General features: G+C 36.2%; 12 protein-coding genes. 2 read left to right on the forward strand and 10 right to left on the reverse strand.

Annotation, left to right across the window (positions count from 1 at the left end; genetic code table 11):
- From nrdD to BQ3481_RS08175, 3 genes are all read right to left on the reverse strand, one after another.
- Positions 1-2097, reverse strand: a complete 2097-nt coding sequence (nrdD, locus tag BQ3481_RS08165) for an anaerobic ribonucleoside-triphosphate reductase (protein WP_157927821.1) — start codon at positions 2095-2097, stop codon at positions 1-3.
- A gap of 303 nt (positions 2098-2400) precedes the next feature.
- Entirely contained in the window at positions 2401-2766 is a 366-nt protein-coding gene (locus BQ3481_RS08170; RefSeq protein ID WP_157927822.1) for a Zn-ribbon domain-containing OB-fold protein, read from the reverse strand.
- A gap of 1 nt (position 2767) precedes the next feature.
- Positions 2768-3922, reverse strand: a complete 1155-nt coding sequence (locus BQ3481_RS08175) for a thiolase domain-containing protein (RefSeq protein WP_157927823.1) — start codon at positions 3920-3922, stop codon at positions 2768-2770.
- 75 nt (positions 3923-3997) lie between these two features.
- Between BQ3481_RS08175 and BQ3481_RS08180 the strand changes: the two genes are divergently transcribed.
- Positions 3998-4453: a DNA topoisomerase gene (locus BQ3481_RS08180; RefSeq protein WP_231911769.1), complete on the forward strand. Its 456-nt coding sequence runs from the start codon at positions 3998-4000 to the stop codon at positions 4451-4453.
- Here the strand turns inward: BQ3481_RS08180 and BQ3481_RS08185 are convergent.
- The 4 genes from BQ3481_RS08185 to BQ3481_RS08200 all read right to left on the reverse strand — a co-directional run bounded on the left by BQ3481_RS08185 (position 4443) and on the right by BQ3481_RS08200 (position 8028).
- Positions 4443-5252 (reverse strand): carbon-nitrogen hydrolase family protein, encoded by an 810-nt coding sequence (locus tag BQ3481_RS08185; RefSeq protein ID WP_157927825.1) that lies wholly within the window; start codon positions 5250-5252, stop codon positions 4443-4445. The genes BQ3481_RS08180 and BQ3481_RS08185 overlap by 11 nt on opposite strands.
- Before the next feature lie 34 nt (positions 5253-5286).
- Complete coding sequence (locus BQ3481_RS08190; RefSeq protein WP_157927826.1) at positions 5287-5463, reverse strand: tautomerase family protein; 177 nt, start codon at positions 5461-5463, stop codon at positions 5287-5289.
- Positions 5464-5554: 91 nt separating this feature from the next.
- Positions 5555-6301 (reverse strand): rhomboid family intramembrane serine protease, encoded by a 747-nt coding sequence (locus BQ3481_RS08195; RefSeq protein ID WP_157927827.1) that lies wholly within the window; start codon positions 6299-6301, stop codon positions 5555-5557.
- Positions 6302-6345: 44 nt separating this feature from the next.
- A complete protein-coding gene (locus BQ3481_RS08200; RefSeq protein ID WP_157927828.1) occupies positions 6346-8028 on the reverse strand; it encodes a hypothetical protein in 1683 nt (560 codons plus the stop codon).
- 90 nt (positions 8029-8118) lie between these two features.
- Between BQ3481_RS08200 and BQ3481_RS08205 the strand changes: the two genes are divergently transcribed.
- Positions 8119-9243, forward strand: a complete 1125-nt coding sequence (locus BQ3481_RS08205) for a hypothetical protein (RefSeq protein WP_157927829.1) — start codon at positions 8119-8121, stop codon at positions 9241-9243.
- Positions 9244-9272: 29 nt separating this feature from the next.
- Here the strand turns inward: BQ3481_RS08205 and BQ3481_RS08210 are convergent, their stop codons facing one another.
- The 3 genes from BQ3481_RS08210 to BQ3481_RS08220 form a co-directional block, all read right to left on the reverse strand.
- Positions 9273-9821 carry a plastocyanin/azurin family copper-binding protein gene (locus tag BQ3481_RS08210; protein WP_157927830.1) on the reverse strand — a complete coding sequence of 183 codons (549 nt, stop codon included), beginning with the start codon at positions 9819-9821 and terminating at the stop codon, positions 9273-9275.
- A 154-nt stretch (positions 9822-9975) separates the two neighbouring features.
- On the reverse strand, positions 9976-10875 hold the full coding sequence (locus BQ3481_RS08215; RefSeq protein WP_157927831.1) for a plastocyanin/azurin family copper-binding protein: 900 nt from the start codon (positions 10873-10875) through the stop codon (positions 9976-9978).
- 86 nt (positions 10876-10961) lie between these two features.
- On the reverse strand, positions 10962-11783 hold the full coding sequence (locus BQ3481_RS08220; protein WP_157928525.1) for a metal ABC transporter permease: 822 nt from the start codon (positions 11781-11783) through the stop codon (positions 10962-10964).
- Between the last annotated feature and the right edge of the window lie 8 nt (positions 11784-11791).

Here is an 11791-nt window from a genome sequence, read left to right on the forward strand (position 1 = left end):
TTATGCTAGTATGTAAGGAGACTTGCACACTGAACACTTTTCAGCGATCTTTTCCTCTTTGAGTCCACAATTGCTGCATATAGGCACTTTTTTGACAGGCCTAAAGGATCCTAATAGATCGCCTGCCTTTTCTATTGCCTTCTTTATTCCTGAAGAATCCATTGTATCTGGGATCTTTAATTGTATCAAGAGACCACCATTAAGTATTTTTGAGAAGTAATTTGATTCCGCGATCTTTTCATTCTTCGGATTCATCTCTGTCATCTCAGAGGCATCTAGAACAACCCCTTCTGAATACGATTCTCCCATAACATGATTATTAATTGACATTTTGCCATATTTTTCACCATCAAGCGATGAGAAGCGACTTGCAGCGTCACTCTCAGTCATTGTCACAATAACATTATCACCCATTTCTTTTCCTTTCTTTGTAGCGACCTCCATAGCAGTGTTTATCACTTTGGCTAATATTTCGTGCCCAGCCTTATTATTTTCATATCCCAGAATACCATAAACTGCTTCCTTTAATCCGATCAAATTAACAACCAAAGTCACTGATCCCTTTTGCATATACTGTGTATTGTTTGCAAGGATTGGATTGAGACCACGTCTTGTTAGATCAGATATCTCCTTCTTTCTTAGAGACATGGCTGCTAGTGCAGGTTTCATCAACAATGCAAGTCGTGCTCGGAAATAGGTTTCATCTTTATTAGACTCAAATGCAAGTCTTGGCATATTAATTGATAAAGACTCTAGATTGATAGAAGTTGTTCCAATATTCTTTGTATCTTCTCTTGCCAATCCCTTGTTAGATACCAATCCTTTAGCAAACATAACATGTCCTCCTAGTGCAATTATATCTGCTAAAATTTCTGAATAGTCACTTATCTTGGCTTTTTCATAATCAATAATTAATCCTATAGAGGGAAGGGGTGTTGACTTTACATATTTTTTGTAGGCTTGAAGAATAGTTCCAATCACTTTTGGTTCTGTTCCAATGGAAATTCTAAATGAAGCAAGCGTTCCATCCTTTCCATATTTAGATCCTGTAGATATTTTTGCAAAGCAATTTGCAAGTTTTTCTTCAACTTCAGGCAAATTCTTGGAATATTTTTGTAATATGGCAACCAATCCATCCATCACTACTTCTTGTGATGCTTCTTTTATGAGAAGACATGTGAGTATAGATAAGGAAGTGAAAAGATCATCCAGTGAACTTGGTGATGATGTTCTTGCTACACCCAAGAATTTTCCTCTCAAGTCAACTCCCTCTTCAATAAGTTCCTTAATATTCACAAATATTGTATCTGGAAGAAGTGACCACAGTCCAGCATTTGTAATATGAAGATCACCTGAGAGATGAGAATCAGCTACATCCTTAGGCAGAGTATTTAAAACAAGATATTCACCAAATACATTCTGTCCTGTTTTGAATAGCAAACCTTCTACTCCGTTATGAATACCATCTACATTAGTTAGCATCTCATGAATATCATAACCAGGTAACCCAAATCTTGCCAGTTTATGCCTATAATCCTCATGACCCTGTTCTAAGAGGACAGAGTTGACCATTTCACGTATGAGTGAAGATGTAAGATAAGACGTTTGGAATTTGTATATCCTGTTCTCTACTTCTTCAGTTATTTTTTGAGCAAGCTCCAGTGGAAGACTACCTTCTCTAACTAATGATTGAATGATCTTATGAGAATTGAATTCTTCTATAGATTCATGTGATGTTCTGACATACATTTTTCCACTTTCAATTATAGATCGTTCTTCGATCTGTCTTGCAAGACTTAGAACTAGTTTTCCCAAGTTAGTAATGGTATATCGTCTTTCAGATTTGTTTAAGGCTACAAGAGATTGTCGCAACAATTTTCTCAAGTGATATGCGAACTTGCCACTTTCCTTTTTTGATTTGAAGCCGGCAAGAGATTTCAATTCTGAATAAGTGAGCGGTCCCTTGGAGTTCAGTATACGTAAGATATCAATTCGGTTGGGACTTGCCATAACAGAAAAGATCATTCTTACACGTTTTGATGCTGATTGTAATATTCCTCCACGTTTAGGATCGCTAAAGTCCTCGCTCAGTTCCATGGAATTGTCTAGAGTTCATCGGTAATTAAGATTTTTGACTAAATTGATCTTAAGTAAAGCTTTTTAGATCAGTTCTTCTGCACATCCACGCTGAATTCTGATGGAGATAGTGTCTGTCCACATGATGGACATTTACTGTTATACGGTCGCATCACATCTTTTATTGATTTTAGCATACGCATATTTGCAATTTTAGCTCCACATTTTCCACAAACAACATCAACAGACATTTCAAATTAATGTCAACGTGAATGTTATAAAAGAGATTTTTTGAATTTTTTTAATCTGTTCAATAAATTTGATTTACTGTTTTTCGATTATGATTCCACGTTGATCATAACCTGTAATTCTTGCCCTTGTTCCAAGAGGAAGATCTGCTGGAGATTTTATGCCTGCCATAAAACCAGAGATCCTCAGTTCAGACTCGTCTAGTTTCATAACTACCCATGCATATGGAACATATTCTTCGTATCCATCTGGTGGTACAGTGATTATTGTATAAGTAACAATGGTACCTTTCCCATCAATTATTGTATTCTCAAATCCTTTATTCCCGCAATTTTGACAAAAATAGGTGGTTACAAGATGATGGTGTCCACATTTCGTACATTTTCTAGTAAGAACCTTACCTAATTTGGCATTGTTGGCGAATTCTTCTTTTGTTAGCAATTTACACACTTTTGAATATATGTACGGCACAACTGGCGCCTGTTGCACCAAAGTTATGTGTTAGTCCGATTTTGGCGTCTTTTACTGTTCTTTCTCCTGCTTTTCCAGTTAATTGATCAAAAACTTCTGCTACTTGACCGATTCCAGTTGCACCTATTGGATGACCCTTTGATTTTAGACCACCGGATGGATTGATGGATATGTCTCCATTAAGTTTGGTTCGCCCTTCTCTAACTGCTTGTACAGCTTTCCCTTGTTCAAAGAATCCCAAGTCTTCAGTATCAACTAGCTCAGCAATTGTAAAGCAATCATGAACTTCTGCAAAATCAATATCTTTTGGTGTCACACCTGCCATCTTGTATGCAGCCTGTGCTGCAATTCTGGTACTTGGTATTGTAGTAATATGATCTCTCCCTTGGAGTGCAGCAGGTGACCCACCCCTACCAGATCCAATAACTTCAACATAATTTTTAGTGTGTGCCTTTGCAAATTTTTCACTGCATATTATAACTGCACTTGCACCATCTGAAAATGGACAACAGTCATACAGTTTTAATGGGCTTGCAACTACTGCTGATTTCATTACATCGTCTATGGTAATTTTTTTTCTGAGATGCGCTTTTGGATTAAGAAGACCATTATCGTGATTCTTTACTGCGACCATTGCAAGATCTTCTTCTGTAGCTTTGTATTCTGCAAGATATGCTCTTGCCATGGATGCAAATAATCCTGGAAATGAGGCACCAGCTCCTCCCTCGTAAAAGAAATCAGAACAATATGAAAAATAAGTTGTAGTCCATTCAGTACCAGTATGAGTTACTTTTTCTACTCCTGTTGCCAATACTGCGTCATAAAATCCTGCAGCAACATTTGCGTATGCCTCTCTAAATGAAATAGAACCACTTCCACATGCAGATTCAATTGAAAGTGAAGGAACTTCTGGAATGCCAAGATTGCTCATTATGACAGGACCTAGATGAACTTGTTTGTCTGCAATGCCAAATACATTAGAAATGTATCCTGCCTGAATCTCTTTTGGACCTATTCCTGCACTTTCTATAGCATCAACCGATGCCTGAAGTGCAATATCAGTAATACTATCTTCTAATTTACCATATTTTGTGCTGCCAGCCCCAATAAGACAGACTTTTTCCACAAATCTTGCTGACTAGATTCCATATAAAAATTCTTCAGTAGTTTCTTTAATTCAATAAACAATATGACATCATTATTGAAAGATCAAACTACTCAGACATCAGTTGCCAAAAAACGAATAGATCCTAGAAATTCTGTTAACATAACAAAGAAAAAAATTGGCAAGATTCAGAATGAAATAAGACAATATTATGACAAGAACGGATATCTTTCATGGTCAGAGAAAAAGAGAAAATATGTCATTTTAGGAACAAATACTCCTGTTAACGGTCTTGTGGAATGCCCTGATTGTCACATAGGAAAACTTCTCATAATAAGATCTCGCCAAACAAAGAAACGATTCGTAGGATGTTCAAATTACCATAATGGCTGTAGAGCATCATCTCCGCTGGTGCAGAGAGGTATGATTTGTGCAACAAAGATTTCTTGCAAGATTTGTTTGTGGCCAATTATTTTCCAAAGGTATTCTAGAAAACAAAAATGGGCACGACAATGTTCTAACATACGATGTACAAGTAGAACTAAATCTTGAGGTTGGTGTAAATATCAGTACGTCTGTTTTGTAAAAGCGGAAGTTTTTGCCTTACTTGTTTGACCTCATCAATAGAAATGTCAACAATTCCGATTCCTTCTTTTTTCTTCATATCAAGAAGTATTTTCCCATAGGGATTAACTACCATACTTCTTCCACAGTAAATGTTTCCAACTTGATCTGGAGAAATTACGTAACAACCATTCTCAATAGCTCTTGTCTTGTTTATCGTAATCCAGTGTTCTTCTTTCATTTCTCCTTGTACCCATGCAGATGGAACTACAAGAATTTCGGAACCTGACAAGGCTAATATCCTAGACATTTCTGGAAATCTAAGATCATAACAAATCATCATCCCCATTTTTCCTGCACTGGTTTTTACAGGTTTTGTAATTGATGAACCAGGATAAAGTTTTGTGGATTCCTTGAATCCAAGTGCGTCATAGAGATGAATTTTTCTGTATGTTGATACGACTTTACCAGTTTTTCCTATGAAAAAAGATGTATCATATACTCTGTTTGGTTTTGGGCTTTTTTCATATAAAGTACCGATGATTTGTATGGAATTTTTTTTTGCTTCTTCAGATATGGATGAAACAAATTCGCCATTTATTTTTTCAGCGATTTCTGCAAGATCAGCAGGAGATTGAGATGATGGTGTGTAACACATCATGAATTCCGGAAAGGTGCAAATTTCAGAATTTTTGTGTGCTGCTTGCGATATGTATCTTAGTATTTTTTTCAAGTTATTTTTTTTGTCTGTCTCAGCTTGCATTTGAACTACGGCAATTTTTGTCACGAGTTTTCTGAATTATTATAAAATAAAAATGTGTTTAGAGTGGATTTCCTGCCATATACCAATTTTCCTTGGGATTCTCTTCAAAAACCACAATTACATGATTTTCTTTTGTCTTAAGGATCTCAACTGCCGATTTTGTTATGGCTTTAGCAAATTCCTCTTTCTGCTTTTCATTTCTTCCCGGATACATTGAAATTGTTATGAGAGGCATATTTTACCAAATGGATATATAGAATTTATTCTTTGGGAACGGAATTATCTTGAATTCTTTATTATAAATTATGTAGGATTATTTTGTAAATTCAAGTTCCCCATTTGGTGCCACCACCTTTCCATCCATACCTTGTACCATAGGTAAATTCTGAGCTATGAGTCTTTTTGTAAATATATCCAACAAACAAACCCACTAGAAATCCACCAATATGAGCAAAAAAGGCTATACCAGAACCACTTGATCCAATAAATACTGGCAAGATATTTTGGAAAAGAAACCAGAACAATAACCACCACTTGGCTGAGATCCTAACGAGTCTGGTGAAAAATCCAAGAAACATTAGTGTTACTACCTTGGTGTTTGGAAATAAGATGAGATATGCACCAAGTACACCAGAGATTGCACCAGAAGCTCCTAGTGCAGGTAGTGGACTAGAAGGATTTGATAGAATATAAAAAAAGTCTGCTACTACACCCCAAAAAAGATAAAGTGCCAAAAATTTTCCCCTTCCAAATTTGTATTCAATATTGTCTCCAAATATCCAGAGAAACAACATGTTGCCTCCAATGTGCATTATACCTGCATGTAGAAACATAGAACTGAAAATAGAAGCAAATACACTGTAATTGTGATCTGCCAATCCATTTACAATATTGTTAGGAATAGTACCATAACTCAATAACATATTTTCTGCGCGTTGATTTGTAAACTCCCAAATCTGATGAGTTACAGCTATCTCCCAAAAAAAGACAAGAATGTTGATTACGATTAAAGAATAAGTTATGTAAGGTCGATATCCTATGGGCTTTGGATTTTCATCCCTAATAGGCAGCATGTGTTGATAAATTTACTTCAATTTCTATAATAGCATTCTGTGAATTAGACTACAATTATTCCAATTTGGATTAGGTATTGAATTCCTGATGCAAAGGTTTGGTCATCAATTTGACCATCTGCCCATAATCCAGCATTGTTTTTGACCCATGGAGGTATAGCAATACCAGTTGTCTGACCGGAGGTAGTCGGAGGAAGTTGAATTATTCCTTGTTTTATGAGATACTGGATTCCGGATACAAAGACAGAGTCATCAATCTGTCCCTGTTTCCACAATTTTGCATTATTTTTTATCCATGGAGGAATTACAACTCCCTGTCCAGTTTGAGCAGATGAGTTAGTTGATTGAGTACTAGATTGGTTGGTTGACTTGGTCAGTGAATCATCTTCTGTTACGGTAGAAGGTATCACAACATTTCCTCTAGCCATACCAATTCTTGTTGTATCAGGAACACCGTTACTAACTATTGATTTTACATGTATAATTATACTATATATGCCGTTACCAGGCAAGTTTACCGTTTGGGTATCAACTCCATTCTGCGCAACAGCGTCATTCTTTGACCACAATACATTTTGATCTTTGTCAAGTAATTGAACATCATAATGTACATCACCTGCTACTTGTTGCTCTGTAAATGAATCATAGAAGCTAATATTCAAATTATTTTGCGAGTCTGCTGATAGGCTTGTGGGATTCCAACCAAGTTTTATGTGCCAACCTCCAAAGTCTGTCAACAATGAAGCAGATGATTTTACGTTTGGTGCTTCTGGTGCTACCTTAAATTCGATGTTGCTAGTTCCACTTGGGATAGTTTTTGCCATGTTTATCAGATCAAATTTGTTAAGGAATAGGTGGACTATCATGTAATCTCCAATCGTATATGGATCAACAATTATTCTTCTTCCAGTAAGACCAAATCCTTCAGCACTTGCAGCATATGTCGGAGTATTAGAAAATGCAGTAAGTGATTTTGGAACTCTCAGTTCTTCATGTATGAATATGGGCCTGTCTTGGAATCTACTTACATCCCAATCAAATGGCATACTCCAGGAAAATTGTTTTGTTGATTCATCAAAATTAAAATTCGATGTCTTGTCATAGTATGAAATTAGTGTAGTATTATACGAGTTATTTTGATATGTAACATTTTGTGTAGATACATCTCCAACACTGAGATAGGAGTCAAATTTTGGTGGATTTGATGAATCAACAAGTGTGTTAGCATAATCAAGGGCTAGAACCTCCATATGAAAATGATAAAGTCCACCCTCTGTCAATATTGGTGCTATAACATTGACTTGATCATTTTGTGATGTCCATCCACCCAATACTGGGTCATGATCGCCTTGTACTGTCCAGTGACCCACCGAACCCCCAGGTTCTAGTTTTATTGTAAGATACCCCGAGTGAGTGTAAAACAAGTCATTCATCAATAGTTTATCCCCTTTTGTTGCGTTGATAAAAAATGAAACATTGTTTATTGTAGTATTGGTATTTGCATCAAAAAATCTGAATTGTATGTACTTGTCACCGGAATTAGTAGAGGTTATGATAGGAGGATTAACTTTGATGAAAAGTGTAATGATCCTATTTCCAATGTTTGCCTGTACATTTTCTTGAGTAAAACCGTCTCCATATGCTTTTTGAGGAATAAATGGAACTGAAGATGATAAGATTATCAAGCCAAAAACAAGCGATAATATGCCCTTGATATAAAATTGCATCAGTTAAAAAATGACTTGCAATCTATTTAATTCTTAGGTATCAAAGGTGTTTAACATAAAATTATTAACGAGATAAGATAAAATTATAAAATGAAAAGATGGTCGAAGATATCATCTGTTTTTGCAATATTGACCATTATATTGGTTCTATATTTTGTATCAAGTTCAGGAATTTATCATTCAAGAGATGTAGCATTTGCACAGAATTCGTCACTTACAATAATTTCACTCTCAAGTGACAACAAGCTGATTAGTGGAGGTCAATTCGTAATATCGCCCAATCCATTTACTGGGACAGGAAATTACACAATCAAAGATAATTCTCCTGACGATACTGCGAAGGACAAGAATGGTGTAATCATTTTGTCAGGAATAACAAATGGGAATTATAGTATAATTCAGACTAACATTACACCAGGATATAGTGTTGACCAAATTCAAAAACTAGTTCAGGTGAATAATTCATCAGGTGTTGTTACTTTTACTGATCTTCCTGCCAATAATGCCACCATATCTTCATCACCTACAAGAAGTGTTACCTACACAACCAAGTTTGAATGTGGATCGATATTTGCAGGAGAGGGACCATTAAGACCGGGTCATTATGACACAGATATCAGTTTATTTAACAAACAGAGATTCCAGATCCAAGCTCTTTGGAATTCTGTACCGACCAATGGGCCAAGTTCAAATGCTATTTTACTGAAGATGGATTCTGAGACATCAAAGAGTATAACTTGCCAAGATATTAGAGCCACACTTGGAAACAATAATGAAAATTTCATCGAGGGGTTTACTATCATCAATGTTCCATTGGATTCAACATTTGGTAGTGGGATAACAATGACAAGTCCATCTTCAAATAATATCAACATATTAGATGTTCAGGCATTTTATACTGCAAATGCATTGGATATTCTTCCTCATGAAGTAATTATAGATAAAATTTCATTTTACATAATACAAGATGGTAGTGGAAAGATTCCAGCTAACATGATGCAAAAAACCCTTGACATTTCTATACCATCTGGCCTAAATCAAATATCAGATACTGAAAAGAAAGTGAAGGATGTTCTTGCTAAACAGTATACTCTTTCTGATGATGACTTGTCAAAAATTGTGATCAGGATAAAGGATGTGTCAGTTGGAGTTGGAGTCTTGATAGATGACCATGCTATATCATTGTCTACAGTTAAACCAGAATTAGACTCTTAAGAAAAATAATAAAAAAAGAAAGTTAGAGTTTAGAATTTTGGAATTCCTCTAGTCTTTGCAGCAAATACTACCATGCTCATTACAGCAATTGCAAGAACTATTGATGCTACTGGGCCAAATTCTGGTACAGCTGCATTTCCTGTAGTTGTGCTGTTGCTTGGTGTAGTAGTTGTGGTACTAGCTGCTCCTACAATTACTTGACCTGTCATCCAAGGATGAACAGTGCAAAAGTAATCATATGTGCCTGCATTTGCAAAAGTAAATTGGAATGTACTGCCTGGTTTGATTAAATTACCGCTATCAAACACAGTTCCAGTTGTATTATCTGATGGTTGACCGCTTGTCACATAGTGACTTACAGTGTCAGTATTTTTCCAAGTTACTGTTGTTCCTGGTGTAACATTCAGAGGATTTGGAGAAAAACAATTCTTTGCAGCTACACAACCCGCTGTTGCGGCAGCGCCTGCACCTTTTGCCATATCAATTTCATTTGCTGTTTGTCCAAATGCTGGTGCTACACCTAAGATAGCAACTAGAGCCAAAAGACCAAATAGTGCGCCAAATGGTTTTGACTTCATTATTCTGAATGATATAGAGCTACTATAAAAATCTCTCAGATAGTTATCTATTACATACTAAAATTTGCTTTCAATATAATTAGACAACTAACTATGGTGATCATTTGGACATGAGATCGCTACATAAATCAAACAAAAAAAATGTAGGTTAAGATTAGAATTTTGGAATTCCTCTAGTCTTTGCAGCAAATACTACCATGCTCATTACAGCAATTGCAAGAACTATTGATGCTACTGGGCCAAATTCTGGTACAACATGTGTGAAGCTTAACACTTCACCCTTAACACCTGTCCAAGTAGTTGGATCTGCAGTAGGCAACCCAATACCGTTGAGTGTTACCTGTATGTCTACTGGATCGGTAGATGAAAGATTTGTACTAGTGGTTTGGGTGTCATCACCTGTATGTGTATGCCCTGCGGAATTTGAAAGTATATTATTTCCATCCTGTGTTACAGCAATTGCATAGTTCTGGTGGTGTATTTTATTTCCATTTGCATCTGTGAATGATATTGCTAATGACAATGGTTGTCCACTGACTGGACCGCTAGTGCTTATAGTAACTATAGTACCATCAGAAGCTTTAGCAGTTAACATTGCCATTCCGCCCATATTTCCACCCGATGTTCCTGTGTTGTTATTACTTGGTGAGGTACTAGCTGCTCCTACAATTACTTGACCTGTCATCCAAGGATGAACAGTGCAAAAGTAATCATATGTGCCTGCATTTGCAAAAGTAAATTGGAATGTACTGCCTGGTTTGATTAAATTACCGCTATCAAACACAGTTCCAGTTGTATTATCTGATGGTTGACCGCTTGTCACATAGTGACTTACAGTGTCAGTATTTTTCCAAGTTACTGTTGTTCCTGGTGTAACATTCAGAGGATTTGGAGAAAAACAATTCTTTGCAGCTACACAACCCGCTGTTGCGGCAGCGCCTGCACCTTTTGCCATATCAATTTCATTTGCTGTTTGTCCAAATGCTGGTGCTACACCTAAGATAGCAACTAGAGCCAAAAGACCAAATAGTGCGCCAAATGGTTTTGACTTCATTATTCTGAGATCATGCTCATGATATAAAAACATGTTTTAGATTAGCAATGTTACCTCAGAATATTTTTCTTGATAAGAATAAAAAATCAATTTACTGTAGACAGGTTATTTTCATTGAATGTCTTTGTGGAAAATACACCAACATGTTTTGCTAACAATGTACCTACAAACATTGCAACCATTAGCATAACTATAGTTCCTGCCGGAGCCAAATTGAAATAATATGATATGGTGATGCCTGCAATTACTGCGGAAACGGATAAGGAGATAGAAATCATCATTGTTTTTTTGAATCCTTTACCCATCATTATACTTGTTATGTTTGGTAATACTATTAATGCAGATATCAACAAAATTCCAACCAGTCTCATTGTTGCAATTACGGTGACTGCTGCCAAGGCCACAAAGAGATAGTTTAGTTTTTCAACCGGTATTCCATGTACTTTTGCTTGTTCCTCATCAAATGTGAAATGTATCATTGGTTTTCTAATTGCAATTAATGTTGCAATGACTCCGCAACTTACTGTCACAATTAACAGTGTATCTTGCATACTTGTCAACAGTATACTTCCAAAGAGAAAACTGAAAAGATCAATAGTAAAACCATGAGATGCGCTAATTAGTAATACTCCCATTGCAAAACCAGATGATAACAATACTGCAATAGCAGCATCTCCCGATATTTTTGTACTCTTTCTTAGTTTTGTGATGCCCAGAGCAGTTGAAACAGAAACAACAAATGCAGTCCAAATAGGATACACATTGAGAAAGAATCCAAGAGCTATGCCACCAAATGCTACATGTGATAGCGCATCCCCAAAAAGAGAATATCTTTTCAAAACCAAGAACAAACCTATCATAGAACAAGTGATTGAAACTGCTATGCCAGTAAGTAGAGCTCGTTGCATAAAACCAT

Source organism: Candidatus Nitrosotalea okcheonensis, assembly GCF_900177045.1.
GTDB lineage: Archaea > Thermoproteota > Nitrososphaeria > Nitrososphaerales > Nitrosopumilaceae > Nitrosotalea > Nitrosotalea okcheonensis.

Bases quoted from the DNA above. Each gene is read 5' to 3' on its own strand.
- nrdD (WP_157927821.1), bottom strand. From the start codon at position 2,097: ATGGAACTGAGCGAGGACTTTAGCGATCCTAAACGTGGAGGAATATTA.
- BQ3481_RS08190 (WP_157927826.1), bottom strand. From the start codon at position 5,463: ATGCCTCTCATAACAATTTCAATGTATCCGGGAAGAAATGAAAAGCAG.
- BQ3481_RS08195 (WP_157927827.1), bottom strand. From the start codon at position 6,301: ATGCTGCCTATTAGGGATGAAAATCCAAAGCCCATAGGATATCGACCT.
- BQ3481_RS08200 (WP_157927828.1), bottom strand. From the start codon at position 8,028: ATGCAATTTTATATCAAGGGCATATTATCGCTTGTTTTTGGCTTGATA.
- BQ3481_RS08205 (WP_157927829.1), top strand. From the start codon at position 8,119: ATGAAAAGATGGTCGAAGATATCATCTGTTTTTGCAATATTGACCATT.
- BQ3481_RS08210 (WP_157927830.1), bottom strand. From the start codon at position 9,821: ATGAAGTCAAAACCATTTGGCGCACTATTTGGTCTTTTGGCTCTAGTT.
- BQ3481_RS08215 (WP_157927831.1), bottom strand. From the start codon at position 10,875: ATGAAGTCAAAACCATTTGGCGCACTATTTGGTCTTTTGGCTCTAGTT.
- BQ3481_RS08220 (WP_157928525.1), bottom strand. From the start codon at position 11,783: ATGCAACGAGCTCTACTTACTGGCATAGCAGTTTCAATCACTTGTTCT.